Source organism: Streptomyces sp. NPDC057136 (genome assembly GCF_042670885.1).
Lineage (GTDB): Bacteria > Actinomycetota > Actinomycetes > Streptomycetales > Streptomycetaceae > Streptomyces.
Genome location: NZ_JBHUUV010000068.1, coordinates 1 through 25610, shown reverse-complemented (window position 1 = coordinate 25610; position 25610 = coordinate 1). Strand labels below are relative to the sequence as shown.

The following is a 25610-nucleotide window of genomic DNA, read 5'->3' as shown; positions in this document are numbered from 1 at the left end:
GGACCGAGAAAGGTCCGGGGCGGCGGGCCCCCGCTTGTGCTCCCCGCTCGTGCCCCCCGCGAAGTCGAGAACAGAGACAACCATGCGTCCCGCCCGCCTGCCCGTACCCGTACCCGTCCCCGAGCCCTCAGCCCGGCTGACGGCCACGCTCCTCACCACCGTCGCGGTGCTATCCGCCCTGCTCTCCGTAGCCTTCGCCCACCCCGCCCCAGCAGCCGCGCACGACGCGACGACGGCCGCGTACGTCGGGCTCGAGGGCGGCGGCGGAGACGAGGTCGTGGCGACGCTCGACCTCGAATACGACCTGCTCATGAAGTCGGCCTGGCTCTACGCAGAGGCGTACGAGGCAAAGGGCCGCGCCGCACAGCTGCGCCAGCTGAAGATCAACGCCGACGCGGTGACCGAGTACGTCACCGCGCGCTTCGCCGTCACCCGCGACGGCAGGACATGCACGCCGCGCCGCACCCGCGACGCCGATATCCACACCCGCGGCACCCGGCCCTTCGCCGTCCTGACGCTGTCCTACGACTACGACTGCCAGGGCGGCGACGGCAGCGCGTACACGATCTCCAGCGCCCTGTTCCCCGACAGCGAGACCTTCGTCCACAGCACGGAGACGATCGTCCACTACGACATCGACGGGCAGCGGGGCTCCCGGGTCCTGACGGCCGGGGAGCCGACCCTGGAGACCACGGGGCCGCGCCGATCACACCAAAACCAGATCGGGGAGTTCTTCCTGCTCGGCACCGAGCACCTGCTGTTCGGCCTGGACCACATCCTCTTCCTGCTGTTGCTGCTCATGGGCGCCCGCAGCCTGCGGGACATCGTCCTGACGGCGACCGCGTTCACGGCCGCGCACAGCATCACGTTCCTGCTGGCCGCCATGGGTGTCGTGAACGTTCCCGGAACGGTTGTGGAGCCGGTGATCGCCGCTTCCATCGCAGCCGTGGCGATAGCCAACGTGCTGCTCCGGGACCGCCGGGGCAACGAACGCTGGCGGCTGCCGACCGTCTTCGTCTTCGGCCTCGTCCACGGCCTGGGCTTCGCGGGCGCGCTGGGCATCGAGGAGGGCTGGTCGTGGGAGCTGCTGCTGTCGCTGCTGAGCTTCAACGTCGGTATCGAGGCCGTACAACTGGGCATCATCGCCGTGGTGTTCCCGCTCCTGGTCCTCCTCCGCCGCACCCCGGCGCACCGCTGGGCGCTGCCCGCGATGACGGCACCCATCGCGATCGTCGGCGTGTACTGGTTCTGGGACCGGGTGACGATCGCGGCCTGATGTCACGTCAGCTGATCGTCCGTGGCCGTCCGGGGTCTGCACGACCGCGATGACTGCCCTGACACCCTCGAGCCCCCCGACGCGTCCACCCAGCGGCCCTCGACCGGCCCCTAAGAGCTTGCAGATCACTAACCTCGCCGCGGCCGGATCGCCACCGATCTCGCAGTGATGCTCGCCGAAGCGGCGAGGCGATCGCGGATCTGGCCGTTCTGCGGGACCAGTGCGAGGTGTTCGGCCCGGTGGCCTCCACGCCGACGGCTGCTGGCCGCCGTCGACGAACGCATACTCGACCGCCTGCGGTCGGGCCGCGCCGCAGCCCGGGAGATGGCCTGGCTGCAGGCCGCCGATACCCGCACCGCGATACCCGCACCGCGATACCCGCACCGCGATACCCGCAGTGTGAAGGCCGGCGGAAGCGAACTTCCCGGCCTGGTCCTGGACCTCGACGCCACGCCGGTCATCGGCCACTCCGAGAAAGACCAGGCCGCACCCACCTACAAAGGCAGAGCGGCGGATCGATTCCACGGCGAACGCGGCGGCGTCGTGATCGGTGCCGACGTTGACCCAGCCGGTGTTCGCTGCCAGATCGTAGATTCCGTAGGGGATGGCGGGTTCTGCAACCCTCCCGGCCGCAAGCTCGGTGTGACGTCCCGCGCGTCGGCACGGGAGGCGCCGAATACCTTCTGTGGATCAAGAACCCGGGTGACTCCGACGGGAACACCCCGCAGTGCCCGGCGGGCTCCCCGCCGGCCGGCTCCTTCTCGCCGGACCTGGCGGAGCCGCTCATCGACGGCAGCTGACAACCCGTAATTGACGACGGGTAGTTGACGACCGAACGCACAGACGGCTACCTCCTCAGTCGTCGAGCAGCCGCCATGCGGTGAGGGCGAGGGCGGCCCTTGTCAGTCCGGCGGGTTCTGTGAGTTCGATGCCCAGGGTCTTTGCGAGCTGTTCCAGTCGGCGGGCCACACTGCTGTGGTGCAGGTGGAGTAGGTCGGCGGCCCGGCGCAGGGAGCCGGTGGCGCAGTAGGCGTCCAGCGTCTCCAGGTCTTCGGGATTGCCGGCGATTCGGGCGATGGCGGCTACGTCGGTGTTGTCCCGCAGGGTGCCCGGGGACACCTGGGCGAGCAGTGACAGCGCCCCCAAGCCGTCGTAGTGGACGACCGGCCGGCGTGGGGTGGTGAAGCGGAGGGCGGTGCGGGCTTGCTGCCAGGACCGGTCGGGGCTTTCGGCGGATCCGATGCCCGCGCGTACGTCTGCCGGAATCCGGGCGGGGTCGACCGTGGTGGCCAGGATGACGCCCACGTCGGCGAGGGCTGCCGCCTTCACGGGGCGGGCGGGACAGAGCAGGGAGCCGATCCGGTCGAGCGGAACCTGCGACCGTACGGCGACGACGTGGACCGGCAGGTCGGCGGTGAATCCCAGGAGCCGTAACGCCCGCGCTCTGGCCACCTCGTCGCAGTCGGAGCTGACCACCAGCTCGACGAGGGCGGGGTCGGCCATGGTGGTGCGGGCCGGACCGTACCGCTCGACGGCCGCACCGGCGGCAATGGCGAACCGGTCCAGGAGCACTTCGTCGAGCGGACCGGGCGGGCCGGGCCGTTCCAGCCACACGGTGCCGATCTCCTCCTCATCGAGGGTGATCGGCGCCGTGGTGGACGCGGGTGACGGCGGGGTGGACGCTTGCCTGCCGTCGGGCGAGACGCGGATGACCCGCCCGGCGCCGTGGAGTTGAAACCCGGCCACGCACTCGCCGAGGCCGGCCGAGGCCCGGGCGAGCGCGGGGAGATCCACCCGTCTGCGCATCAGCGTGTCGTAGAACGTGACGACGCGGATCGCGCCCTCGACGTGCGAATCGAGCCCCGACAGCCGTACGGCCAGTGCCTCCATGTCAGGAGGATAGGGCCCCACGGTGGGGAGGAGTAGCGCCGATCGGTGCGCGATCCGGGTGGGATACCCGACAGTTGTCGGGTGATCCCGGGGCGGCCGGTGGTGAGGATGGTCGGCATGGACCCCGAACTCGAAGCATTCGTCCCCTTGCTCCCCCGTACCGACCCGGCCGATCCGGGCGCCTACCGCAAGATGTACGCCGAGCTGGCCGCCGCGAGGCCGGCACCGGACACCGCGGGCTTGGAGATCGAGGACCGCACGGTGCCTGCCGATCCGGACGTGCCGGTACGGATCTACCGCCCGCACCAGGCACAGGGCGCCATCATCTGGCTGCACGGCGGCGGATGGGTCGTCGGTGATCTGGACACGGAGCACCAGTGGGCCGTTCCGATCGCAGACCAGTCCGGCGCGGTCGTGATCACCGTCGGCTACCGCCTGGCGCCCGAGCACCGGTTCCCGGCCGCCCTGGACGACGCCTACGCCGTACTGTCCTGGACGGCCGAGCACGCGGCCGAGCTCGGCATCGACCCGGACAGGATCGCGGTCGGAGGCCACAGCGCCGGCGCGGGGCTCGCGGCCGCGGTGGCCTTGCGCTCACGTGACCAGCAGGGGCCGCCGATCCGCTTCCAAATGCTCAACGAGGCCATCCTCGACGACCGGCAACAGACGTGGTCGGCACGGAACTTCACCGATACTCCCTGGAACAATCGCGCCGTACGCGCCGCGGCGCTGGGGCACTACCTGGGCTCCCGGCCCGCCACGCCGTACGCCGCACCGGCGCGCGCCGACGACCTGTCCGGCCTCCCGCCGGCCTACATCGCCACCGCGGAATTCGACCCGAACCGCGACGAAGACATCGAGTACGCGCTGCGCCTGCTCCAGGCGGGTGTGTCGGTCGAGCTGCACCAGTGGCCCGGCACCTTCCACGGGTCCGTGGCGATCCAGTCCGCCGATGTCTCCCAGCGGCAACTCGCCGAACTCGGCGCTGTCCTGCGCCGTGCCCTCGCCGCGTGAGGTCGCCGCATGAGGCCGTCGCGGCACAGAGCCTGGCAGGGCTGCTGCGCCCTTACGGAGGGCGGTTCGCCGCCGTTGTCGTCCTCCAGGTCATCGGCGCTGTCGCGGGCCTGGCCCCGCTGTTGGCGGTCGTCGAATTGGGTCGCGCTCTGTTGTCGCCCGGCCCGGTCGATCACGATCATGTCTGGTTCGTCGTGATCGCTGGTGCGGTCGGGATGTTCGTCCGACTGCTGTTCACGGCCGCGTCGTCCGGAGTCGGACATGTTCTCGACGGCCAGGTGCAACTGACGTTTCGCCGACAGCTGGCCGCGCGGCTGGGTCGGGTGCCGATCGGCTGGTTCTCCCGGCGCCGGACCGGCGAGCTGGCCAAGGTCGTGGGGGAGGACGTGAGCGCCGTGCACCCGTTCATCGCCCACACCCCCGGCGAGCTCGTCTCCGCGTTCGTGGTTCCGCTGGTGTCGCTGGTCTTCCTGTTCACCATCGACTGGCGGCTCACACTGATCACGCTGATCCCGGTGGTGCTGGCAGTGGCGCTGGTCCCGTTGATGATGACCCCGGCCCGGCTGCGCGAGCAGGAGGAGTTCGACGCGGCCATGGGACGGATCTCGAGTTCCGTCGTCGAGTTCGTGCAGGGCATCTCGGTTGTCAAGGCGTTCGGCGGATCCGGGCGCGCCCACCGCACATTCCTCACGGCCGCAGATGATTTCGTCGATACCTTTCACCGGTGGGTGCACGGCATCTCCGGTATCGCCGCGGGGATGCAGCTCGTCCTGTCGCCGCCGTTCGTGCTGCTGGCCGTGCTGCTCGGTGGTGCGCCGCTGATCACGAACGGTGACCTGGCCCCGGCCGACCTGCTGCCCTTCCTGCTGCTCGGCCTTGGCCTGACCGCTCCGGTGGCGGCCCTCGGGCACGGCTTCGACGACATACAGGCCGCCCGGCGCGCGGTCGGCCGGATCCGGGACGTACTCGCAGTGCCGTCGCTGCCGGAGCCCGCACACCCGGTCGCACCACAGGGCCACCGGGTGGAACTGCGTGACGTTCGATTCGGTTACGAAGCGGATCACGAGGTGCTGCGCGGGATCGATCTGGTACTTGAGCCGGGGACGGTCACCGCGATCGTGGGGCCGTCGGGCAGCGGAAAGTCCACGCTGGTTCAGCTGTTGCCGCGGTTCTTCGACCCGACCCACGGTTCGGTCGTCCTTGGCGGCGTCGATCTGCGCGAGCTCGACGGCCAGGATCTCTACCGGATGGTCTCCTTCGTCTTCCAGGACGTCTCCCTGCTGCGCGCGTCGGTCGCGGACAATATCGCGCTGGCGGTTCCGCATGCCGACCGCGATGACGTGGTGCGCGCCGCCCGGCTGGCGCATATTCATGAGCGAATTCTCGAACTGCCCCGCGGATACGAGTCGGTGATCGGTGAGGATGCCGGACTGTCGGGTGGCGAGGCGCAGCGGATCTCGCTCGCACGCGCACTGCTTGCCGCCACGCCCGTTCTGGTGCTCGACGAGGCGACCGCCTTCGCCGACCCGCAGACCGAACAGGCGGTGGGCCAGGCCCTGGCGACGCTGGAGGGCGATCGAACGATTCTGGTCATCGCCCATCGCCTGGAGACGATCGCGGACGCCGACACCGTCGTCATGCTGGAGAACGGTTCGATCGTCGAGCGAGGCAGGCCCGCCGAACTGCTGGCACAGAACGGAAAGTTCGCCGCGTTCTGGCAGTCCAACCGATCGGCGATCGCCGACGAGGCCGAAGCCCGCGGTGGCGTACCGCAAGGAGACGAGCCCCGATGATCCGAATGCTGCTGCGCGTGCTGGGGCACGAGCATGCCCGGCCGGTGCGTCGCACCGTGACCCTGCTGACGACGACCGCGGTGGTCGAGGGTCTGTCCTACGCACTGCTGGTCCCCGTGCTACGGGCCCTGTTCGGGAGCACGCCCGGAGATGCCTGGCCCTGGCTGATCGCATTCGGGGCCGCGGTCGCGGTCTACGCGGCGCTGCGCTATATCAGCGATCTGTCCGGCTTCCGCGCCGGGACCACGCTGTTGCGTGGCACGTACCATCGTCTCGGCGATCATCTGGCCCGGTTGCCCATCGGCTGGTACAGCGCCGGCCGGGTCGGGGAGGTGTCCGTTCTGGCCAGTCGCGGCGTCCTGCAGGCGATGAGCGTGATCGCGCATCTGCTGGCACCGTTGATCTCCGCCTGTGTGACTCCCCTGACGATCGTTGTCGTGATGCTTGCCTTCAATTGGCAGATGGGGCTTGCCGCGTTGGTCGCCGCTCCGATCGTGGCGGCGATCCAGATCTGGACAGAACGCTCGATGGCCGCCAACGATGCGGAGCGCGCCGAACGTGACCATGAGGCCACCGGGCGGGTCATCGAATATCTCCAGGTCCAGCCGGTGCTGCGCGCCGGCGGCCGGACCGTCGAACGCTTCCGGTTGCTCGACGACTCGCTGCAGGACGTCCAGCGCTCGTCCCGCCGTTCCACGCTGTCGGCGCTGCCCGGCATATTGGGCCTGACGCTCACGGTGCAGGCGATGTTCACCGTGTTGTTGGTCCTCGGCGCCTACCTCGCGCTCGGCGGGGATGTCGCTACGGCGGAGGTTCTGACGATCCTGGTGCTGGCCGCCCGCTGCGCGGATCCGCTGCTGTCGCTGGCAGACATTGGTGGTCAACTCCGCGGCGCGCGTTCCGAACTGATGAGACTCGACACGGTCTTGCGCACCGAGCCGCTGCCGGAAGCTCACGAACCGGTCCAGCCGGTGGGCCATGATCTGGAGTTCGACTCCGTCGCCTTCCGGCACGGAGACCGCACGGTGATGGACAGCGTGTCGCTGTCCGTACCGGAGGGGCAGCGGCTTGCCGTCGTCGGACCGTCGGGTGCCGGTAAGAGCACCTTGCTGCAGCTGCTCGCGCGGTTCTACGACGTGGACGCGGGCGTGGTGCGTGTGGGAGGTGTGGACGTGCGCGCGATCAACACGGAGGTGTTGATGGCGCAGTTCGCCATCGTCTTCCAGAACGTCTATCTCTTCGACGGCTCGATCGAGGAGAACGTACGCCTCGGCCGTCCCGACGCCGACGAAGCGGAGGTGCGGGCGGCAGCGGCCGCGGCGCGGCTGGATGAGGTGATCGAGCGGCTTCCCGGCGGATGGGCGACGAATGTCGGCGAGGGCGGCGCACTGCTGTCGGGCGGTGAGCGCCAGCGTGTCTCGATCGCACGAGCGCTGCTGAAGAACGCGCCCATCGTGCTGCTGGACGAGGTGACCTCCGCACTGGACCCGGTGAACGAGGCGGCCGCCCACGAGGGCATCGAGCGCCTCATGGCGGGCCGGACGGTGGTGATGGTGGCGCACCGGATGCGGACCGTCCAACGCGCCGACCGCGTCGTCTTTCTGGACGGCGGCCGGATCGTGGAGGAAAGCAGCCACGACGAGCTGCTGCGCCGCGGTGGCCGCTACGCCCATTTCTGGAACCTGTCCCTGACACCGGCAGCGACTGAATGATCAGTCGGTCGGCAGCCCGTGCTCCTGGGCTCGGGCTGTCATGACCTCGTCCCCCGTGCTCGAAGGCCCACGCCCCGAATGCGTCGATCGGTCCCAGCAGAGTCCGCCCCAGCTCGGTGAGCGCGTACTCGACATGCGGCGGTGAGCCCGGGTAGGCGTGGCGCTCCACCAGTCCGTTCAGCTGGAGCCGGCGCAGCGTTTCGGTGAGCACCTTGGGGCTGATGCCGCCAATCCGCTCACGTAGCTCGCCAGGGCGTGCCGACCGCTCGCGCAACGCCCAGATCACCACCGCGTTCCACGTGTTGGCGAGCAGGTCGAAGGCGAGTCGGGCGCGGCAGTCGGCGAGAAAGCTCTGGTCAGTGGTCACTTACCGAATGGTGCCGGAGCCGCTGCCTAATGTCGTGGCGAATTGGTTTGCACGAGTGGGGAGTTCAACATGATGAGCATCGGAATCGTCGGGACCGGCAGCATGGCGGAAGCTCTCGGTGGGCAGTGGGCGAGGGCCGGGCACGACGTACTGGTCGGCGGGCGGGACATGAGCCGGGCGGCTGCGCTGGCCGAGCGTCTGGGCGGCCGGGCGGGCAGTGTGCGGGACGCGGCCGAGCACGGTGTGGACGCGGTGCTGCTGGCCGTGCCGTACGCGGCTGCGAGCGGGGTGGTGTCCGGCCTCGGCGACGCCCTCGCGGGCCGGACACTGATCGACTGCACCAACCCGGTGGGCCCGGGCTTCGTCCTCACGACCCAGGGCGGGACATCGGCCGCCGAACACATCGCGGCCGCGGCGCCCGGCGCACGTGTCGTCAAGGCGTTCAACCTCTGCCACGAGAGTGTGTGGCGCAGGAACCCGCCCGTGTTCGACGGCCGCCCCCTCGCGGTTCCGCTCTGCGGTGACGACGCACGGGCCCTCGATACCGTACGCACCCTGGTGCGCGATCTGGGCTGCCTGCCCCTCAACGGCGGAGGGCTCGAACGGGCGGCCCTGCTGGAGGCGACCGCCGCGTTCCTGATCGGTCTGTGGGTGGGGGAGGGGGCGGACGCCCAGGCGATCGCCCCGCCCGTCGCGTACGCCGGGATGCACTAGAGGCGGCCGGGGGGGGATCCCCCTGTCAGCCGGGCCGGGACCCCCCTGTCAAGGGAGTGCCCGGCCCGGCGAAGAAGTCCGCCAGGGCGGGGGCTTCCGTCAGGCCCCGACGTACTTCGCGAGGTGCTCACCGGTGAGCGTCGAGCGGTCGGCGACCAGGTCGGCGGGCGTGCCCTCGAAGACGATCTGACCGCCGTCGTGGCCGGCGCCGGGGCCGAGGTCGATGATCCAGTCGGCGTGCGCCATGACCGCCTGGTGGTGCTCGACGACGATGACCGACTTCCCTGAGTCGACGAGCCGGTCGAGCAGGCCGAGCAACTGCTCGACGTCGGCGAGGTGAAGACCGGCGGTGGGCTCGTCGAGGACGTAGACGCCGCCCTTCTCGGCCATGTGGGTCGCCAGCTTGAGCCGCTGCCGCTCACCGCCGGAGAGCGTGGTCAGGGGCTGGCCGAGGCTGAGGTAGCCGAGCCCGACGTCGGCGAGCCGGTCGAGGATGCGGTGCGCGGCCGGCGTGTGCGCCTCGCCGGCGCCGAAGAACTCCTCGGCCTCGGCCACCGACATCGCGAGAACCTCGCTGATGTCGCGGCCGCCCAAGTGGTATTCGAGTACCGATGCGTCGAACCGCTTCCCTTCGCAGTCCTCGCAGGTCGTCGCGACGCCGGCCATCATCCCCAGGTCGGTGTAGATGACGCCCGCGCCGTTGCACGTGGGGCAGGCGCCCTCGGAGTTGGCGCTGAACAGCGCCGGCTTAACGCCGTTGACCTTGGCGAACGCCTTGCGGATCGGGTCGAGCAGTCCGGTGTACGTGGCCGGGTTGCTGCGCCGCGAGCCCTTGATCGGGCGCTGGTCGACCGACACCACGTTCTCGCCGGCGGCCCCCGACCGGTGTGGCAGCGACCCGTGCACGAGCGAGCTCTTGCCGGAACCGGCGACGCCGGTGACGACGGTCAGCACTCCGAGCGGGATGTCGACGTCGACGTCCTGCAGGTTGTGTGTCGACGCGCCGCGGATCTCCAGCGCGCCGATGGGCTTGCGCACCGACTCCTTGACGGCGGCCCGGTCGTCGAAATGGCGGCCGGTGACGGTGCCGCTGGCCCGCAGCCCCTCGACGGTGCCCTCGAAGCAGACGGCGCCGCCCGCTGTACCGGCGCCGGGGCCGAGGTCGACAACGTGGTCGGCGATCACGATCGTCTCCGGCTTGTGCTCCACGACGAGCACCGTGTTGCCCTTGTCCCGCAGTCGCAGCAGCAGGTCGTTCATCCGCTGGATGTCATGCGGGTGCAGACCGATGGTGGGCTCGTCGAAGACATAGGTGATGTCGGTGAGCGAGGAGCCGAGGTGGCGGATCATCTTGACGCGCTGCGCCTCGCCGCCCGAAAGCGTGCCCGCAGGCCGGTCGAGCGCGAGATAGCCGAGGCCGATCTCCACGAACGAGTCGAGAGTCTGCTGCAGCGCGGCGAGCAGCGGCGCCACCGACGGCTCCTTGAGGTCGCGCACCCATTCGGCCAGGTTGCGGATCTCCATCGTGCAGGCGTCGGCGATGCTGATCCGCTTGATCTTCGAGGACCGGGCGCCCTCGCTGAGCCGGGTGCCGTCGCATTCGGGGCAGGTGGTGAAGGTGACCGCACGCTCCACGAACGCCCGGATGTGCGGCTGCATCGCTTCCTTGTCCTTGGACAGGAACGACTTCTGGATCTTGGGGATCAGCCCCTCGTAGGTGAGGTTGACGCCGTTGACCTTGACCTTGACCGGCTCCCCGTAGAGGAAGGCCTGCAGTTCCTTCTTGGTGTACTTGCGGATCGGCTTGTCCGGGTCGACGAAGCCGGACTGGGCATAGACCTGCACGGTCCATTGACTGTCCGACTTCCAGCCGGGGATGGTGAACGCGCCCTCGGCGAGCGACTTGGAGTCGTCGTAGAGCTGGGTGAGGTCGATGTCGGAGACCGAGCCCCGGCCCTCGCAGCGCGTACACATGCCGCCGGTGCGGTTGAAGGTCGCCTTCACGGTCTTGGTCTTGGCGGCACCGCGTTCCACGGTGATACCGCCGCTCGCCCGGACCGAGGCGGTGTTGAAGGAGTACGCGCTGGGCGGACCGATGTGCGGCTTGCCGAGCCGGCTGAAGAGGATGCGTAGCATCGCGTTGGCGTCGGTGGCGGTGCCGACCGTGGAACGGGGGTCGGCACCCATCCGCTGCTGGTCGACGGTGATCGCGGTCGTCAGCCCGTCGAGGACGTCGACCTCGGGCCGCGCCAGTGTCGGCATGAAGCCCTGCACGAAGGCGCTGTAGGTCTCGTTGATCAGCCGCTGCGACTCCGCGGCGATCGTGTTGAACACCAGCGAGCTCTTGCCCGATCCGGAGACACCGGTGAACACCGTAAGCCTGCGCTTCGGGATCTCGATGCTGACGTCCTTGAGGTTGTTCACGCGCGCGCCGTGCACGCGGATCAGATCGTGGCGGTCGGCATCGTGCAGCGCGGGCGACTGCGTGTCCTTCTTCGTGGCCATGCTTATCGTGTCTCCATCGGTTGCGCGGGGCCGCTTCGCGGTCCCGTGGGCATCGCCCGGCTCGGCTCGGCAGCTTCCGGACCCTATATCCCGCGTGCACAGGCACGCAGGGGTTTCAGCGGTCCTGAAGCAGCCCGAGTACGTTGCCGTCGGGGTCGGTGACGGTGGCCACCAGTCGGCCGCCACCGACGTCGTGCGCCTTCTCCGTCACGGTGGCGCCCGCGGCGGTCACCTCGGCCAGCTTTGCCTCGATGTCCGGTACGTGCCAGTAGGTCACCGGCGAGGTCATGCCCTGCGGCCCACCGGCCGGCACCAGCCCGATGTGCTGGCCGGCGGCCTCGAAGCCGACGTAGTAGGACTCGTCGGTCTGCGGCGGTACGCCGAGCAGGGCGGTGTACACGGCCTTGGCCGCCGCCAGGTCGGAGACGGGGTGCAGCACGGTCTTGATTCCCTGGGTGGAAGAGGTGGTCATGGTCGCTCCTGTGGTCGTGGGTCCGGTCGTGGGCGTCCGGCCGACAACGAACGCGAACCCGAGTGGGCCGACAGCCCGACACCCCCGGATGGCGATGTCCGGACCACCCAACGGGTGAATCGTGCTGTCCGTGTCCGTCACGCTAGCTGTGGCCCGGGGGCCGCGCTTCTCGATTTCTGACCGCTTGGGTCACCCGCTCGGCGAGGCGTGCTCCGCCAGACGGGCCGTTGTCAGTGCCCGGTGGAATGCTGTCGGCATGGACGAGCTCATGCGGCAGCGCCGGGTCTACGGCGCCGACCACGACGACCCGGACCCCGGCCCGAAGCCGGGCCACGACTACCGGGAGCTGGTCGGCGGTCCTCTCGACGGCCTGCTCCTGGACGTGACCGGGTGGACCGACAAGGCGCTGTGCGAGGTTGCGGCGCTGATCACGGAGATCGGCGCGTACGGTCCCGGCGGGCGGGCCGAGTACAGGAACAGACAGGCCGACCCACTGAAGTGGGACTGGTGCGGAGACACCCGCTGACCCGCCGGTCCGCGGAGCCTTCCCAGCCGCTTGCCGGATGGCTGGGGGGCTCTCGGTGAGAGAAAATCGGGGCACGGTGAACGAGATTCTTCTGAGTGCCGAGGATGGGTGATGATCATGGCCGACGAGATCGGTAACCGACTCCATCAGATGCGCGAGAAGGCCGACCAGCTGTCCAAGGCTGCCGAGCACGCGTCGGACGACAAGGAGAGCCGGCGGCTCAAGGAGAAGGCCGCCCGGCTCCGTGACCAGAGTGAACAGCTGAGCTCGATGGCCGCGGGCGACGTCTACCCGAGCGAGTAGCAACGCTCGGCAGCGAGCGACCAGGGCCTCTCGGCCATGATCGGCCCGGTTCGCGGTCGGTCGTCCGACCCCTTCCGCGAACCGGGGGCTCTTGCTACGCGGTGAGCTTCCCGATCACCTGCCTGGCCGCACGTTCCCCTTCGGTCGCGCCGCCCTCCATGAATCCCTGGAAGTCGTAGCTGCAGTGCTCGCCGCCGATGTGGATGTTGCCTTGCGGTGTTCCCTCGTAGCCCGCGTAACGGTGCAGATAGCCGACGGGCCAGTACGAGTACGCGCCCAGGGCGTACGGGTTGCGGTGCCAGGCCGACAGCTGTGCCTTGCCGGTCCAGGCCGCCTTCGTACCGGGGAAGAACGAGTCGATGCCGGTGAGGCGACGCGCGGCGAGGTCACGGACGTACGGGTCCGATTCGGTGGCGAAGGGTGTGGCGGGCGCCAGCTCCCTGGCCAGCCGGCCGCTGCCGTACTGGATGAGGATGCCACCGCTGCCCGGCTGGATCTTGGTGGTGTCCCAGGTCTGCTGGACGTCGCTGTCCGTGAAACAGTCACCCGCCCCGACCCCGGGCCAAGGTCCCGTGCCGCGCCACGGCCGGGAGGTGAACTGCATGTTGAGTTTGGTGCAGTTGCCCATCCGGGCATCACGCAGCAGATTCGTCATACGCGGGTCGAAGCCCGCCGCCGACCGGTCGAGTCCCTGGAGCACTGGCAGCGGGACACACAGGATCGTGTGGTCGGCGACGACGGTGGTGACCGTGCCGGCGTCCGTGAACGTGAGGGTCTGGGTGCCGTTGCTGTTGGCGCTCAGGGCCGTCAGCTGCTTGCCCATGCGCAGGGTGCCGGCGGGCAGGGACTGCGCGATGGCGTTCGGGAGCTGATCGTTGCCGCCCCTGATGTGGTAGCGCTCGTTGGACAGGCCCCAGATATTGAACTGGCCGGGATTGGTCTGGTAGCCCATGAGCAGGACGAGGGCGAGCGCGGACTGTTCCGTGGTGTCCGCGCCGTACTCGACGTTGTACGCGACGTCCATGAAGCGGCCGAGCGGGGAGGCATGGCCTCCGGGGACGCGCGAGTCGATCCACTCGTGGATCGACATGGTGTCGAGCGCGGTCCCGATGGGCGTGGTCCGGTTCCACTGCACCTCGCCCGCTTCCAGGAGATCGCGGTGCAGTGCCTGGTAGACCGCCTTGAAGTCCTCGTCGGCCTGGCTCCGCGGGTAGTAGGTCCCGCTGAACCAGAGGATTTCCTCGGCGCCGTTCGGGCCGCCGCCCAGGAAGTCCTCGGTGGCTAGGCCGAACCTGCGGCAGAGCTCCAGGATCTTCTTGTGGCTGGTGTCGATCAGCTCGCCGCCGATCTCCGAGGTCTGGCCGTACGCCCAGTGGTCGCGCTGCGTCCACATCCGACCGCCGACCCGGTCCCGATTCGCCTCGTACAGGGTGCAGTTCAGACCGGCGTCCTTGAGCATCAGCGCGGCGGTGAGCCCGGATATGCCCGCGCCGACCACGGCGATGACCGGGGACTGACCACCCGTCACCGCCGGAGCGGCGGCGGCAGCAGCAGCGGCGGGCCGGGCGGCGAGCCCGGTGCCCAGCGCCGTACCGAGACCGAGGGCCGCGGCCCGGCCGAGCAGTTGGCGACGGGTGGAGCCGCGGACATCGGCGACGGGCATGCGCAGCCTGCGGGCGGCGGCATGTTCCGCGGCGAGCCGGCGTAGTGCGTGCATCGATTGCGTACGGGACACGGGTGCTCCTCAGACGGTCGCAGTGGCCTGATCGGAATCGGCATCGGCGTCAGTGCGTTCGGCCGCGTCGTCGAGGACGATGCGGCCGATGATCTCGTAGCGCTCCGGCCGTTTGGCCTTGAGGTAGAAGCCGAGTCCGAGTCCGCCGAGGAAGACCACTCCGACGATCCACGGGATCAGCTTGAAGAAGAAGGAGTCGGCGGCGAGTCCGGCCGCGGTCTCCATGTTCAGGATGAGCAGGACGACGACGGCGATCATGCCGATGCCGCCCAGCAGCGGTGCCGTGAACGTCCGGAACCAGTGGCGGTCCTCCCGGTGGTTCTTGCGGAAGTAGCCGATCACCGCGAAGGAGCAGAGGGTCTGGACGATCAGGATCGCCATCGTGCCGAGGATCGCGAGCAGCGTGTACAGGTGGATGTACGGGTCCTCGCCCGCCATCCAGAACGCGCAGACGAGCGCGGTGGCGATGCCGGTCTGGACGTAGGAGGCAATGTACGGGGAGCCGTGGGAGCGGTGGGTCCGGCCGAGCGCGGGGTGCAGGAAGCCCTCGCGGCCGATGGCGTAGAGGTAGCGCGAGGCGCACTGGTGGAAGGCCATGCCGCAGGCGAACGAGCCGGTCAGCAGCAGCCATTGGAAGGCGTCGACGGCCCAGGGGCCGATGAAGGACTCGGTGGGGTTGAAGAAGAGGTCGAGCGGTGAGGCGGACGAAGACACCTTCACGGATTCTTCGAGCCCGTTGCCCGCGATCGTCATCCAGGAGACGTAGATGTAGAAGAGACCGACGCCGATGACGGAGATGAGGGTCGCCCGGGGGATGACGCGCTTCGGGTCGCGGGACTCCTCGCCGTACATCGCGGTCGACTCGAAGCCGACCCAGGACCAGAAGGCGAAGAAGAGGCCGAGCCCGGCGGAGGTGCCGGTGAAGGCGTTGACCGGGTTCAGCGGCTCGACCGGGATGCCGTCCGGGCCGCCGCCGGCGAGCATGACGGCGGTGGCGACGGCGAAGAGCACCGCGATCTCGCCGACGAGCATGACACCGAGGGCCTTCGCCGTGATGTTGATGTCGAAATACGCCAGCACACCGGTGAGGGCGAGCATTCCGACGGCGTAGACGATCCAGGGGATGTCGATGCCGAGCTGGTCGGCGACGGTCGTCTGGCCGAAGTACGCGAAGATCCCGACGATCGACGCCTCGAACACGATGTACGCGAGGACCGCCAGCATGCCCGAGGCCAGCCCCGCGATCCGGCCGAGGCCGTGCGAGATGTACCCGTAGAAGGCGCCCGCAGCCGTGATGCGCTTCGCCATGGCGACGTACCCGACCGAGAAGACGGTCAGCACCACGGTCGCGAAGAGATACCCGGCCGGAGCGCCCGTGCCGTTGCCGAAGCCGACGGCGATGGGCAGATTCCCGGTCATCGCCGTGATCGGGGCGGCGGTGGCCACCGCCATGAAGACGACACCGACCAGCCCGACCGAATTCGCCTTGAGCCGTTGGACCTCATGTGTGGGTTTGTCTGACATGGCGCACCCTCTCTCATCCTTCGCGTCCCGTTGGTCCGGGGGCGACAGTCTCGACCGGGGTGACCTGTGCCACAACAGGCACGCGGTCACTCAAATGCCGTGCTGGGGCGACGAGTTGTCGGGGCGGGGGGCCCGCCGGTGTGGTCTGTAACCGCAGGGTGATGTCCATGGAACATGCGGATGTGCCTCAAACCGTATGGCGGAGAGGGGGAGAGGAGGAGTGCGGCACGAGCGATCGGGCCGGGCGAGGACGAAGGCGGACGTGCGGACGTGCGGACGGTGCGGCGGAGAGCGTATGGGCAGGGGCTGCGCGTCATCGCCTGTGCGCTGATGGCCTGGCAGGTCTGGATGGTGTGGCACATCGCCGGTTACGAGGCGTCCGCCGTGCAGTGGTCCTGCTACGGGAACGGCGGCTGCGGCAGCGACCAGTTCGCGTCAGCCGCACCGTCCGTCGGGGTCGCCTCCGCGGTCTTCCTCGGCTTCCTGGCCGCCCGCTTCCTGCACCGGGCCGCGCTCGGCACAATGATCGCGCTGTCCGCCGTCGCCTGCATCGACGGCTGGTACGACGCGGTGTCCGGCGGACTCGTCGGGTACGGCACCGTCACCGACTTCCACCTCTTCATGCCGGTCGCCCGGCTCCCCGTATCGGACTGGCTCACCTTCCAGGTCATGGGCCCGCCACACCGTGCCCCCGCCGCTGCCGAGCCTGTCCACCAGTTCGAAACGGTTGTCGATCACACGGCGCGCGGCCCCCCCGGCGTTCATGGGACGAGCCTAGAGGGGGGCCGGACCGGAAACCCCGTACACCCGCCCCGGGAGCCTCCGAGGACGCGCCCGGTTCCGTCGGCGTGGTGCGCCCGGCGCCGGAGCGGATCCCGCCACCATGACGCTCAGGCCTTCGGAGGAGAGATGTCATGAGAAAGATCGTGCTGATCATGTCGGTGTCCGTGGACGGGTTCTTCGAGGGGCCCGACCGCGAGATCGACTGGCACCTGGTCGACGAGGAACTGCACCAGCACTTCAACGACAAGATCAGGACCATGAGCGCGTTCCTGGACGGGCGCGTCACCCACGAGCTCATGGCCGGCTACTGGCCGACCGCCGACGCCGACCCGTCCCTGACCGGACCCGAGGTGGAGTTCGCGGGAATCTGGCGGGAGATGCCCAAGATCGTGTTCTCCAGAACCCTGGAGAACACGGACTGGAACACCACCATCAAGCGCGAGGTCGTGGTCGAGGAGATCCTGGCGCTGAAGGCGCAGCCGGGCGGCGACATGGCGCTCGGCGGGGCGGACCTGGCCGCGACCTTCATGCGCCACGGCCTGATCGACGAGTACCACCTGTACGTCCACCCCGTCCTCCTCGGCCGGGGCAAGCGCCTCTTCCCGGAGTCGGAGAGCAGGACGGCACTCGTGCCTGACGGGAGCCGGACCTTCGGGAACGGAGTGGTTCTCCTCCGGTACAGGAAGGATGCGGCGTAAGCGCACATTGTATATACATGAGGACATGGCGAGGCTGATGGACGACGACGCCCGCGGGCCTGGCCGAGGGCACGGTGGTGGCGCTGCACCGGGCGTTCACCGCCTGGGTGCTCGGCTATCTCCTCGTGGAGTTGCGGGCCATGGACGACGAGCCCGACCCGGCCTTCCGCCTCGGCCTGCACCGGATGCCCGCACAGGAGTTGCCCCGGCTGCGGGCGACCGCGATCTCCCTCGCGGACCGCGGCGGACCGGACGGACTGGCCGCCGGGCTGGACGCGCTGCTCGACGACTTCGGCCTCGTACTCCTGGCGGACGACAAGCACCTTCAGAACGCCGACTACCTCGTCCCTGTCGTCAACCGGTCCCGGGCGGGCAGCACCGGTGTTCGTAACGCCCTCGGGATGCTGAACACCGTCCTGACGACTGCCGACCTGGCGCGGATGAACGAGCAGGTGGACAGCTGGCGCAGGCTGCCCGAGGACGTCGCGCGGAACTACCTGGAGTCCAGGAAACTCATTCCGCGTGACTGACCGGCGAGCGCATGCCCAGGACGTGCAGCGGATGCTTGCGGGTCCGGCGCACGTGGGTAGGATCGCGCGAGCTCGGCGGATCGCCCGGGCGGGCTACGGGGGTTGGCGACATGAGCACAGCTGGTGGAGGCGCACCCTGGGGCGGCCACTGGGGTGGCGGCCAGGGTGGCAACCAAGGGGCCGGGCAGGGATGGCCGCAGCAGGGTTACCAAGGCGGATGGCAGCCGGGCCCTCCGACCGGCCCGACCGTGCCGCCGCAGGCCGGCTGGGGGCCGTATCCCCCGGGGCCGCCGATGCCGCCGCCGATGCCGCCGCCGATGCCGCCGCCGACCCGGCGGCAGCGGATCCTGCGGTACGTCTTCAATCCGTTCCACGCGGCACAGCGGGTCTTTCGTCCGTCGCGTCCCGGTGTCGTCGAGGACCCCACCGTCCGCAAGCTCCAACTGTGGCGCACGGTGGCGGGCGTCGTCGCCTGGGTGTGGCTGACGGTCACGTACAGCGCGATCAGCGACACGGGGAAGGCGGCCGATGTCCTCTCCGAACGCTTCAATCAGAGCTGGATCAGCGTGCTGGTGCTGATCTGTACGTTCCCCGTCGTTGTCGGCGCCTTCTGTGCCGCGGCCCGTGGCGGACTGCGGCGCGTGTATCTGCGCCGCGCCCTGAAGCCGCTCGGCGCGGTGGCGGCCGTGTTCGTCTCCATGTTCACGTTCCCGCTGGCGGTGGCACCGGAGCTGGAGGGGTTCCGGGACTTCGTGGGCATCCCCGGCAAGGTGGTCATCGCGCTGCTGGCCCTGTGGTCGCTCGGCTTCGCGATCTACGGCATCGGGCTCTCGCTCGTGCATGTCTTCCGCACGGCCGACATCCACGAGATGGTGCCGCCGGTCCTCGCCACCTTCCTGGTGTGGGAGATGGCGATCATGGACATGGCCACGGGCGCCTACGAGAGCGTCACGCCGCTCGCCCGGATCGCCTTCATGATGGGCGCGCCGGTGACCGTGACGGCGCTGTCCGCCTGGGAGGTCTACCGGCTGCGCCGCCACCACGGACTGTCCCTGCGCGCGGCACTGCGGGGCTGAGAGCTTCAGGGCCTGTCCGGCGGATCAGGGTCGGCCATGCCCTGGGGTGCAGGCTCAGGGCGCCGGCGCCCAGCCCGCCGCGTCACCGTGCAGCGCGCTGTAGTACGGGTCGCCCGCAGCGATCTCGCCCGCCCGGACGGTCTCCCCGGTGAAGGCCGCCTTGTAGAGCGCCGCGACCAGTTCCAGGCTCGTACGGCCGTCGGGACCACTGCTGCGCGGCCTGCGTCCGGCGCGCATGTCGTCGAGCAGCCCGCGCAGTTGCGCCTCGTGCGAGCTGGGCACATCGGCCCCGAAGTCGCTCCAGACGTCGAACTGTTCCGGTGTCACACCGGGCGCCGGGGTGATCCGCCAGTCCGCGTTGCGGTGCCCGTACAGGTGGGTGAGCTCGACCGTCGCGCGTTCGCAGTCGATGCGTATCCGGCTGACCTCGTCCGGACTGAGGACGCTGTTCACGATCGTGGCCATCGTGCCGTTCTCGAAGCGGACGAGGGCGGTCGAGACGTCCTCGGTCTCGATGTCGTGCACCAGCCGCCCGGCCATGGCGCGGATCTCCGACCACGGGCCCAGCAGATCGAGCAGCAGGTCCATCTGATGGATGCCGTGCCCCATCGCGGGACCGCCGCCCTCAGTGCTCCACTTTCCACGCCAGGGAACGGCGTAGTACGCCTCGTCGCGGTACCAGGTGGTCTGGCAGTGGGCCACCAGCGGCCGCCCCATCGACTGGTGGGCCAGCAGCTCCCGGACATGACCGGAGCCCGATCCGAAGCGGTGCTGGAACACGATCGCGGCAAACGGTCCGCCGGACTCCGGCCCCTCCGCCGCCTCGATCGCGTCGAAATCCTCCAGCGAAGGGCACGGCGGCTTCTCGCACCACACCCAGGCCCCGGCCCGCAGCGCGGCAATGGTCTGGTCGCGGTGGAACCGGGGCGGTGTGCAGAGAGTGACCAGGTCGGGCTGCTGCTCCGCCAGCATGAGGCCGAGATCGGTGTACGGCCGGCCGGCGCCCGCGTCCGCACAGAACGCCTCCGCCGACCCGGCGTCGACATCGACCGCCGCGACGATCTCCAGCGGCTGCTCGGCAGCGAGCGCGACGAGCGCGGGCAGATGGCTGCCGCGCGCGATCGCGCCCGTGCCGACGATCGCGACACGGATCGGCTTCGCGTCCGGCGTGTATGCGGGCATGACAAGCAACCCCTGGGTGGGAGAGAGCGTGCGCCTGCCTCGTAGCAAGCGCTTTCTCCCCGGAACCTAGGCTCGATGGGGGAGCCGGGTCAAGAGATGTCCAGGGGGCCCGACGATCAGGCCAGCAGCTTCCCCGGCAGCCAGCCGAGCTGCGCGGCCTGCTGGAACGGGCCACCGCCCTCGTGGTCGTTGAAGTGGTACACCTCGATCTCCTTGTCCGCGTGGGCATAGGCGTTGAAGGCGGCGAAGACCGTCGACGGCGGGCAGGTCTGGTCCTCCAGCGCCGTCGAGAACAGCGCCGGAACCCGCCCGCGCGCCGCGAAGTGGACCCCGTCGAAATAGGCCAGAGTCGCCCGCACCTGCTCGGTCAGGCCCCGGTGGGTCTTGAGGTAGTTGCCCACCTCGCGGTAGGGCGAGCGGTCGGTGACGGTCAGGGCCCGCGGGAAGTCGCACAGGAACGGCACATCCGGCGCGATGGCCACCAGGTCCGGTATCAGCCCGCCGACGGCGAGTGTGATTCCGCCGCCCTGGCTCTCACCGATGGCCGCGGTGCGCGTGGCGTCGGTCAGGGGATGCGAGCGGGCCGCCTCCACCGCCCGTACGGCATCGGTGAACACCCGCCGGTAGTAGTACGTGTCCGGGTCCTCGATGCCCCGGGTCATGTAACCGGGGAAGGACGGGGCGCTGCCCACCGGGTCGGCGGTGTCACCCGGCTCCCAGGTGCTGCCCTGTGCCCGGGTGTCCATCACGAAGTGGGCGAAACCGGCCGACGCCCACAGCAGATGCGAGTGCGGCAGCCCGCGCCCGCCGCCGTAGCCGATGAACTCCACGATGACGGGCAGCGGACGCGTGGTCCCCGCGGGAAGCACGAGCCAGCCCTTGACCGGGTGCCCGCCGAAGCCCGCGAAGGTCACGTCGTACACCTCGACCGTGGTCAGTCCGGTGTCGGTACGCAGCTCGAACCGGGCGTCCAGGTCATGGGACCGGGCCTCGTCCAGCGTCTTCGACCAGAACGCGTCGAAATCCTCCGGCTCCACCGACAGGCTGCGGTACGTGCGCAGTTCGTCGAGGGGCAGATCGAACAGGGACATGGGAAACCACCTTGGTCGCAGTGCTGAGTGATCACACCCTACGGTCGGCGATTCCCGTCAGGGAATGCTGTCCGGCCTCTTGGCCGGAGGCCACGGCACATCGGCCAGAACGGGGAGCAACTGTTCCTCCTCATAGGCGAAGTGGGCGGTCAGCGCCTCCGACATCCGGGCCAGTTCGCTGCGGAACCGCGAGGGGTCGGCGGCGCCGATGTCGGCCAGCAGCGCGGCCAGTTCGCCCTGGATGGCAGCGACGGTCCGGTGCTCCTCGCGCAGTCTGTCGAACGCGTCGGCCAGGTGCGGGTGGTAGCCGGCCATGACGGGGAAGACGTGGCCGTCCTCGCTGGTGTGGTGGAACTCCAGGGCCTGACAGAAGGCCAGACAGTGCTGCCGGATCTGCAGACCGAGGCCGGGCGCGGGCGGTTCGCCCGGTTTCCCGGAGCTCCGATGGGCCGCCAGCGCGGCGAAGTGGGCGTCGGTCTCGGCGCGCACCTGGCGCAGTTGGTGGCGCAGCCAGGTGTGCACCTCCAGGATCTTGTCTGCGAGCGTGAGGACCTCGGAGGGCCCTTCGCCCGCCGGGGCCTCGGAACGCTCCAGTGCCACGACGGGCAGGACGCGGTCCGTGCCCGCCTGGTAGTCGCCGTAACCGGGCGCCACCCGGACCACCTGCTCGAACAGGCGGTCGCGCCGGGCTCCTTCGGCGGGGACGGCGATCGCCTGGAACTCCTCGGTTCCGACCTCGACGCCCACCACGGGATGAGCGAGCAGGTTGTGGTACCAGGCGGGGTGCGAACGGGCGCCGAGGTTCGAGCCGACGACCAGCAGCCGGTCGCCGTCGACGACATAGCCGAGGGGCGTGGTGTGCGGCCGGCCGGTCCTGGCGCCGGTGGTGGTGAGCAGAAGGAGGTCGCCGCCCGCGAAGGGGCCACCGACCTTGCCTGCGTGGGAGCGGAACTCCTCGATGACGGACTGGTTGAAGGACAGGGGCATGGGGTGCCGGATCTCCGTAAAGGTGTGTGCGGAAGCCCCGGGGCATCACTGGGTGGCCCCGGGGCTGCCGGAGGCGTGACGTATCGAAGGCGTCGGCGTCGGCGTCGCGGAGGGTCGCGCGAAGGTACGGCGACGCGCAACGGCGCAGAGCGCCTGTTGTGCGGATCAGAAGCAGGGGGCTGAGAGTGAACTCATGGCATCGTCCCTGAATGAAGGTGCCGGCCCGGCTGTCGGCCTGCCCACATCTCTCGGCCGGCGCCACGCTGCACGGACACCATTAGAACGAGGTGACCGGCGGCTGTCAACGTGCGAAAACACGTTGCCCGACGGTTGGGCGGCTGCGACGCTTCGGGCCATGTCCATCAAAGATTCCAGCAGTACGCGCCAGGTGGGAGACCTCTTCTCGCACGGTCGCCTGACCGCCATCCCCCGCAAGGCCGCCCGCCGCGAGCAGTTGCTGAATCACCTCGCGCAGACCCTGTTCGAGCGCGACCGTGTCTACACCGAGCACGAGGTCAACGAGGCGCTGCGCACGGTGCACGAGGACTGTTCCGCGTTGCGGCGCTATCTGGTCGTGGCGGGGCTGCTGGTCCGGCCGAAGGACGGCAGCAGCTACTCGCGAGCGAACTGGCTGAGCGTCAACTCACTGCTGGGTCAGGAATGTTGAGACGGTCTCGGTGAAGCGCTGCGGGTCGTCGAGCCACGGGAAATGGCCGGCGCCCGCTTGCACGGCCAGTTCGGCCCGTGGGAACAGTCCCGCGACGTCGGCGGCGACGCGGGGCAGCGGGCCGCTGTCCAGTGCGCCAGCGAGCACGAGGACTCGTGCCTCCAGTGCCGCCACGACGGCAAGGGCCCCGGCAGGGTCGAAGGCGCCGGGGGAGGCGTACAGCTCGGCGGCCTCCTCGTTGCTCTGCTCGACGTCGGCTGCCGCGTGTGCCTGCGCGGCCCGGTCCCAACACCCGTAGAAGAAGGGCGCGATGGCGTCCCAGTCGGCGTCGGCCACGCCGCCGGCCCAGATCCGCTCGTACGCGGCGTGGGCGGCCTCGAACCACGGCTCGGCGCTGCGCAGGGCCGCTGCATCCCGGCGGTGCTCCTCGGTGAAGTCGACCCCGAGGGCCCGGGCGCGGGGGGTGATCAGCGTGAGGGTACGGATGCGGCGGGGGTGCCGCACCGCGTGGAGCAGGGCGAGATCGCCGCCCGCCGAGTGCGCGAGAACGTCGACGAGGTCCAGACCCAGGTGCTCCCGGAGAGCTTCTACGTCGCCGACCTGGCGGTCGCAGCGGTACGTGGCAGTGTCGACGGGGACGGCGGAGTTGCCGGTGCCCCGCAGATCGAGCACGACCAGCCGACGGTGCCTTGCCAGGCCACCGAGGTCGCCGAGGTAGGTGGAGGCACGCATCGGGCCGCCGGGCAGGCAGAGCAGCGGCTCGCCCTCACCCACGAGGTGATAGGCGAGCTCGGTTCCGTCGGGAGCGGCGAAAGTCGGCATGGCGCCATCCTCGGCGCAGCGCGACGATCATGGCAAGGGGATTCGGCGGAGGCGATACCGCGCCCCCTACGCGTCGGCCACCGAATCGAAGCGCACCTCGTCCCGCCCGACCCTGCGCGTCCGCGTCCACCGAGCGCCGCAGTGCCTCGTGGAGCTTGGCGGGGTGAGTACGCCGAGGAAGTGCGCCCCGTCCAGGACGGCGCCCCATCCCGCATCGTGCTGGAGCATTTCGCTGAACGCCTGCTTCAGGGGAGCGCCGACCGGCACCCAGGCATCCATGCGCCGGGCGAGCTCGCCGGCCGTGCCGCACTCCCCGGCGATCCGGAGCGCGGTGTTCTCCAGGACGGTCCGGTGCGGGACGAGGCCGACCTGCTGGATCGCATAGCCGACCCTGCGGCGGAGCTTCCCCCTCGCCCTCCTCGAAGGACAGGTTGTCGACCGCGGTCGTACCGTCCGGGTAGACCTTGCCGACCTGCTCGAACCGGATCATGACTGCACGCCAGGAGCCTCCCGGGCGCGGAGCACACGGGCCGGGACTGTCCGAGTCACGGCCGTGTGCTGGACTGTCCTCGGAACATCGGATTTCAGGAGCACCCTTTGAGCAGTTACCGGCACCCCGGCGTCGTCTTCACCGACCGTCGCTTCACCGTCCCTCTCGACCACACGGACCCGGGCGGGGAGCAGATCGAGATCTTCGGCCGGGAGGCCGTGGCGAGCGGCAAGGTGAACGACGAGCTGCCGTGGCTGGTGTATCTGGAGGGCGGCCCCGGCTTTGGTGCCCGTCGCTTTGTCGGAACGGAAGCCTGGTTGGGCCGGGCCGTACACGAGTTCCGGGTGCTGCTGCTCGACCAGCGCGGTACGGGTCTTTCGACCCCGGCGAACCGCCAGACCCTCCCACTGCGCGGCGGGCCGCGCGAGCAGGCCGACTATCTCGCGCACTTCCGGTCCGACGCAATCGTCCACGACTGCGAACTGATCCGTCAGCGGCTGACCGGCGGAGCTCCCTGGACCGTGCTCGGCCAGTCCTTCGGTGGGTTCTGCGCGGTCCGCTATCTGTCGGTCGCCCCTGAAGGGCTGAAGGCGGTCCTGATCACCGGCGGACTGCCCTCGCTCGATGCCCACGCCGACGACGTCTACCGCGCCGCGTACCCGCGGATCGAGCGGAAGGTCGCCGCCCACTACGCCCGCTACCCGCAGGACGTCGAACGCGCCCGCGAGATCGCCGCGTACCTCGCCGAACACCGTCCGGAGAGCGCGGGCCACCGCCTGACGGTGGAGGGCTTCCAGTCCCTCGGCATCATGCTGGGCGGCGGCAACGGCAGCCACCAGTTGCACTACCTACTGGAGAACGCTTTCGTCAGCACGCCGTACGGCACCGAACTCTCGGACACCTTCCAAGAGGCCATGCGCACGGCCAACTCCTTTGCCGGCCACCCGCTGTACGCCCTGCTGCACGAGGCGATCTACGGCCAGGGGGAGCGCCCGACCGGCTGGGCGGCCGAACGGGTCCGCGCCGAGTTCCCCCGGTTCGACGCGGCAGAAGCGCTGAAGGGCGACGGCCCCGTGCTCTTCACCGGGGAGTCGATCCACCCCTGGCACTTCGAGGTGGACCCGGCGCTGAGGCCGCTGCGCGAGACCGCCGAGCTGCTCGCTGGCCGCACCGACTGGGCCCCGCTCTACGACGCCGAGCGGCTGGCGGCCAATGAGGTGCCGGTCGCCGCGGCCGTCTACCACGACGACATGTACGTCGACACCGAGCACGCGCTGCGCACCGCCGCGGCGATCCGCGGACTGCGTACGTGGGTGACGAACGAGTTCGAGCACGACGGGCTTCGGGCCGGCGGGCCGCGCGTACTGGACCGGCTGCTCGCGCTGGTCAGGGACGAGATCTGAGCCGTACAGCTTCGGAAACAGAGGGAGCCGGCCGCGCGTCACGCGCGGCG

General features: G+C 69.8%; 21 protein-coding genes and 4 pseudogenes. 13 read left to right on the top strand and 12 right to left on the bottom strand.

Going from position 1 to position 25610, the window contains the following annotated elements:
• Positions 1–82: 82 nt before the first annotated feature.
• A complete protein-coding gene (locus ACFT7S_RS37635) occupies positions 83–1276 on the top strand; it encodes a HupE/UreJ family protein (protein ID WP_382740745.1) in 1194 nt (397 codons plus the stop codon).
• A 507-nt stretch (positions 1277–1783) separates the two neighbouring features.
• Here the strand turns inward: ACFT7S_RS37635 and ACFT7S_RS37630 are convergent.
• Positions 1784–1885, bottom strand: a pseudogene (locus tag ACFT7S_RS37630) (hypothetical protein); the annotation flags it as partial.
• 246 nt (positions 1886–2131) lie between these two features.
• On the bottom strand, positions 2132–3166 hold the full coding sequence (locus tag ACFT7S_RS37625) for a PucR family transcriptional regulator (protein ID WP_382740742.1): 1035 nt from the start codon (positions 3164–3166) through the stop codon (positions 2132–2134).
• A 117-nt stretch (positions 3167–3283) separates the two neighbouring features.
• Here ACFT7S_RS37625 and ACFT7S_RS37620 point away from each other — a divergent pair, with 117 nt between their 5' ends.
• The 3 genes from ACFT7S_RS37620 to ACFT7S_RS37610 are packed head-to-tail and all read left to right on the top strand — an operon-like array spanning position 3284 to position 7685.
• Complete coding sequence (locus ACFT7S_RS37620; RefSeq protein ID WP_382740739.1) at positions 3284–4180, top strand: alpha/beta hydrolase; 897 nt, start codon at positions 3284–3286, stop codon at positions 4178–4180.
• The gene (locus tag ACFT7S_RS37615; protein WP_382740736.1) at positions 4177–5973 is read left to right on the top strand and encodes an ABC transporter ATP-binding protein; all 1797 of its coding nucleotides are present in this window, start codon (positions 4177–4179) and stop codon (positions 5971–5973) included. Before ACFT7S_RS37620 ends, ACFT7S_RS37615 begins: the two co-directional genes overlap by 4 nt.
• On the top strand, positions 5970–7685 hold the full coding sequence (locus tag ACFT7S_RS37610) for an ABC transporter ATP-binding protein (protein ID WP_382740732.1): 1716 nt from the start codon (positions 5970–5972) through the stop codon (positions 7683–7685). The genes ACFT7S_RS37615 and ACFT7S_RS37610 overlap by 4 nt, the downstream gene beginning before the upstream one ends.
• Here ACFT7S_RS37610 and ACFT7S_RS37605 read toward each other — a convergent pair.
• Positions 7686–8052: pseudogene (locus tag ACFT7S_RS37605) on the bottom strand (winged helix-turn-helix transcriptional regulator).
• A gap of 72 nt (positions 8053–8124) precedes the next feature.
• Between ACFT7S_RS37605 and ACFT7S_RS37600 the strand changes: the two are divergent.
• Positions 8125–8766 carry an NADPH-dependent F420 reductase gene (locus tag ACFT7S_RS37600; RefSeq protein ID WP_382740748.1) on the top strand — a complete coding sequence of 214 codons (642 nt, stop codon included), beginning with the start codon at positions 8125–8127 and terminating at the stop codon, positions 8764–8766.
• Between the two features lie 99 nt (positions 8767–8865).
• On the opposite strand, the gene ACFT7S_RS37595 is transcribed toward ACFT7S_RS37600, so the two are convergent.
• The gene (locus ACFT7S_RS37595; protein WP_382740729.1) at positions 8866–11271 is read right to left on the bottom strand and encodes an ATP-binding cassette domain-containing protein; all 2406 of its coding nucleotides are present in this window, start codon (positions 11269–11271) and stop codon (positions 8866–8868) included.
• Positions 11272–11386: 115 nt separating this feature from the next.
• A complete protein-coding gene (locus tag ACFT7S_RS37590; protein WP_382740726.1) occupies positions 11387–11743 on the bottom strand; it encodes a VOC family protein in 357 nt (118 codons plus the stop codon).
• Between the two features lie 256 nt (positions 11744–11999).
• Here ACFT7S_RS37590 and ACFT7S_RS37585 point away from each other — a divergent pair, with 256 nt between their 5' ends.
• Positions 12000–12269, top strand: coding sequence for a hypothetical protein (locus tag ACFT7S_RS37585; RefSeq protein WP_382740723.1), 270 nt, complete (start codon positions 12000–12002; stop codon positions 12267–12269).
• A gap of 117 nt (positions 12270–12386) precedes the next feature.
• A complete protein-coding gene (locus ACFT7S_RS37580; protein WP_382740720.1) occupies positions 12387–12572 on the top strand; it encodes a DUF6381 family protein in 186 nt (61 codons plus the stop codon).
• Between the two features lie 94 nt (positions 12573–12666).
• Here ACFT7S_RS37580 and ACFT7S_RS37575 read toward each other — a convergent pair whose 3' ends face one another.
• Both ACFT7S_RS37575 and ACFT7S_RS37570 read right to left on the bottom strand, forming a co-directional pair.
• Positions 12667–14307 (bottom strand): flavin monoamine oxidase family protein, encoded by a 1641-nt coding sequence (locus tag ACFT7S_RS37575; protein WP_382740717.1) that lies wholly within the window; start codon positions 14305–14307, stop codon positions 12667–12669.
• A gap of 9 nt (positions 14308–14316) precedes the next feature.
• A complete protein-coding gene (locus ACFT7S_RS37570) occupies positions 14317–15831 on the bottom strand; it encodes an APC family permease (protein WP_382740714.1) in 1515 nt (504 codons plus the stop codon).
• A 279-nt stretch (positions 15832–16110) separates the two neighbouring features.
• Between ACFT7S_RS37570 and ACFT7S_RS37565 the strand changes: the two genes are divergently transcribed.
• The 4 genes and pseudogenes from ACFT7S_RS37565 (at position 16111) to ACFT7S_RS37550 (ending at position 18918) form a co-directional block, all read left to right on the top strand.
• Positions 16111–16749, top strand: a complete 639-nt coding sequence (locus ACFT7S_RS37565) for a hypothetical protein (protein ID WP_382740711.1) — start codon at positions 16111–16113, stop codon at positions 16747–16749.
• Entirely contained in the window at positions 16746–17312 is a 567-nt protein-coding gene (locus ACFT7S_RS37560) for a dihydrofolate reductase family protein (RefSeq protein ID WP_382740708.1), read from the top strand. Before ACFT7S_RS37565 ends, ACFT7S_RS37560 begins: the two co-directional genes overlap by 4 nt.
• Positions 17313–17584: 272 nt before the next feature.
• Positions 17585–17842 (top strand): annotated as a pseudogene (locus ACFT7S_RS37555) (glycine betaine ABC transporter substrate-binding protein); the annotation flags it as partial.
• A gap of 110 nt (positions 17843–17952) precedes the next feature.
• Positions 17953–18918, top strand: coding sequence for a hypothetical protein (locus ACFT7S_RS37550; protein WP_382740705.1), 966 nt, complete (start codon positions 17953–17955; stop codon positions 18916–18918).
• A gap of 54 nt (positions 18919–18972) precedes the next feature.
• Here the strand turns inward: ACFT7S_RS37550 and ACFT7S_RS37545 are convergent, their stop codons facing one another.
• The 3 genes from ACFT7S_RS37545 to ACFT7S_RS37535 all read right to left on the bottom strand — a co-directional run bounded on the left by ACFT7S_RS37545 (position 18973) and on the right by ACFT7S_RS37535 (position 22178).
• The gene (locus ACFT7S_RS37545; protein WP_382740703.1) at positions 18973–20100 is read right to left on the bottom strand and encodes a Gfo/Idh/MocA family protein; all 1128 of its coding nucleotides are present in this window, start codon (positions 20098–20100) and stop codon (positions 18973–18975) included.
• Positions 20101–20216: 116 nt separating this feature from the next.
• Positions 20217–21191, bottom strand: a complete 975-nt coding sequence (locus ACFT7S_RS37540; protein WP_382740701.1) for an acetylxylan esterase — start codon at positions 21189–21191, stop codon at positions 20217–20219.
• Between the two features lie 57 nt (positions 21192–21248).
• A complete protein-coding gene (locus ACFT7S_RS37535) occupies positions 21249–22178 on the bottom strand; it encodes a nitroreductase/quinone reductase family protein (RefSeq protein ID WP_382740698.1) in 930 nt (309 codons plus the stop codon).
• A 355-nt stretch (positions 22179–22533) separates the two neighbouring features.
• On the opposite strand from ACFT7S_RS37535, the gene ACFT7S_RS37530 reads away from it, so the two are divergent.
• Positions 22534–22845, top strand: a complete 312-nt coding sequence (locus ACFT7S_RS37530) for a DUF2087 domain-containing protein (RefSeq protein WP_382740695.1) — start codon at positions 22534–22536, stop codon at positions 22843–22845.
• Here the strand turns inward: ACFT7S_RS37530 and ACFT7S_RS37525 are convergent.
• Positions 22822–23667, bottom strand: a complete 846-nt coding sequence (locus tag ACFT7S_RS37525) for an alpha/beta fold hydrolase (protein ID WP_382740692.1) — start codon at positions 23665–23667, stop codon at positions 22822–22824. The two genes, ACFT7S_RS37530 and ACFT7S_RS37525, sit on opposite strands and share 24 nt — an antisense overlap.
• A gap of 66 nt (positions 23668–23733) precedes the next feature.
• A pseudogene (locus ACFT7S_RS37520) lies at positions 23734–23985 on the bottom strand (ABC transporter ATP-binding protein); the annotation flags it as partial.
• 279 nt (positions 23986–24264) lie between these two features.
• On the opposite strand from ACFT7S_RS37520, the gene ACFT7S_RS37515 reads away from it, so the two are divergent.
• Positions 24265–25560, top strand: a complete 1296-nt coding sequence (locus tag ACFT7S_RS37515) for an alpha/beta fold hydrolase (RefSeq protein ID WP_382740689.1) — start codon at positions 24265–24267, stop codon at positions 25558–25560.
• The last annotated feature ends 50 nt before the right edge of the window (positions 25561–25610 follow it).

Coding starts and splice junctions, on each gene's coding strand:
- ACFT7S_RS37635 (WP_382740745.1), top strand. CDS start 83: ATGCGTCCCGCCCGCCTGCCCGTACCCGTACCCGTCCCCGAGCCCTCA.
- ACFT7S_RS37625 (WP_382740742.1), bottom strand. CDS start 3,166: ATGGAGGCACTGGCCGTACGGCTGTCGGGGCTCGATTCGCACGTCGAG.
- ACFT7S_RS37620 (WP_382740739.1), top strand. CDS start 3,284: ATGGACCCCGAACTCGAAGCATTCGTCCCCTTGCTCCCCCGTACCGAC.
- ACFT7S_RS37610 (WP_382740732.1), top strand. CDS start 5,970: ATGATCCGAATGCTGCTGCGCGTGCTGGGGCACGAGCATGCCCGGCCG.
- ACFT7S_RS37600 (WP_382740748.1), top strand. CDS start 8,125: ATGAGCATCGGAATCGTCGGGACCGGCAGCATGGCGGAAGCTCTCGGT.
- ACFT7S_RS37595 (WP_382740729.1), bottom strand. CDS start 11,271: ATGGCCACGAAGAAGGACACGCAGTCGCCCGCGCTGCACGATGCCGAC.
- ACFT7S_RS37590 (WP_382740726.1), bottom strand. CDS start 11,743: ATGACCACCTCTTCCACCCAGGGAATCAAGACCGTGCTGCACCCCGTC.
- ACFT7S_RS37585 (WP_382740723.1), top strand. CDS start 12,000: ATGGACGAGCTCATGCGGCAGCGCCGGGTCTACGGCGCCGACCACGAC.
- ACFT7S_RS37580 (WP_382740720.1), top strand. CDS start 12,387: ATGGCCGACGAGATCGGTAACCGACTCCATCAGATGCGCGAGAAGGCC.
- ACFT7S_RS37570 (WP_382740714.1), bottom strand. CDS start 15,831: ATGTCAGACAAACCCACACATGAGGTCCAACGGCTCAAGGCGAATTCG.
- ACFT7S_RS37560 (WP_382740708.1), top strand. CDS start 16,746: ATGAGAAAGATCGTGCTGATCATGTCGGTGTCCGTGGACGGGTTCTTC.
- ACFT7S_RS37550 (WP_382740705.1), top strand. CDS start 17,953: ATGAGCACAGCTGGTGGAGGCGCACCCTGGGGCGGCCACTGGGGTGGC.
- ACFT7S_RS37545 (WP_382740703.1), bottom strand. CDS start 20,100: ATGCCCGCATACACGCCGGACGCGAAGCCGATCCGTGTCGCGATCGTC.
- ACFT7S_RS37540 (WP_382740701.1), bottom strand. CDS start 21,191: ATGTCCCTGTTCGATCTGCCCCTCGACGAACTGCGCACGTACCGCAGC.
- ACFT7S_RS37535 (WP_382740698.1), bottom strand. CDS start 22,178: ATGCCCCTGTCCTTCAACCAGTCCGTCATCGAGGAGTTCCGCTCCCAC.
- ACFT7S_RS37530 (WP_382740695.1), top strand. CDS start 22,534: ATGTCCATCAAAGATTCCAGCAGTACGCGCCAGGTGGGAGACCTCTTC.
- ACFT7S_RS37525 (WP_382740692.1), bottom strand. CDS start 23,667: ATGCCGACTTTCGCCGCTCCCGACGGAACCGAGCTCGCCTATCACCTC.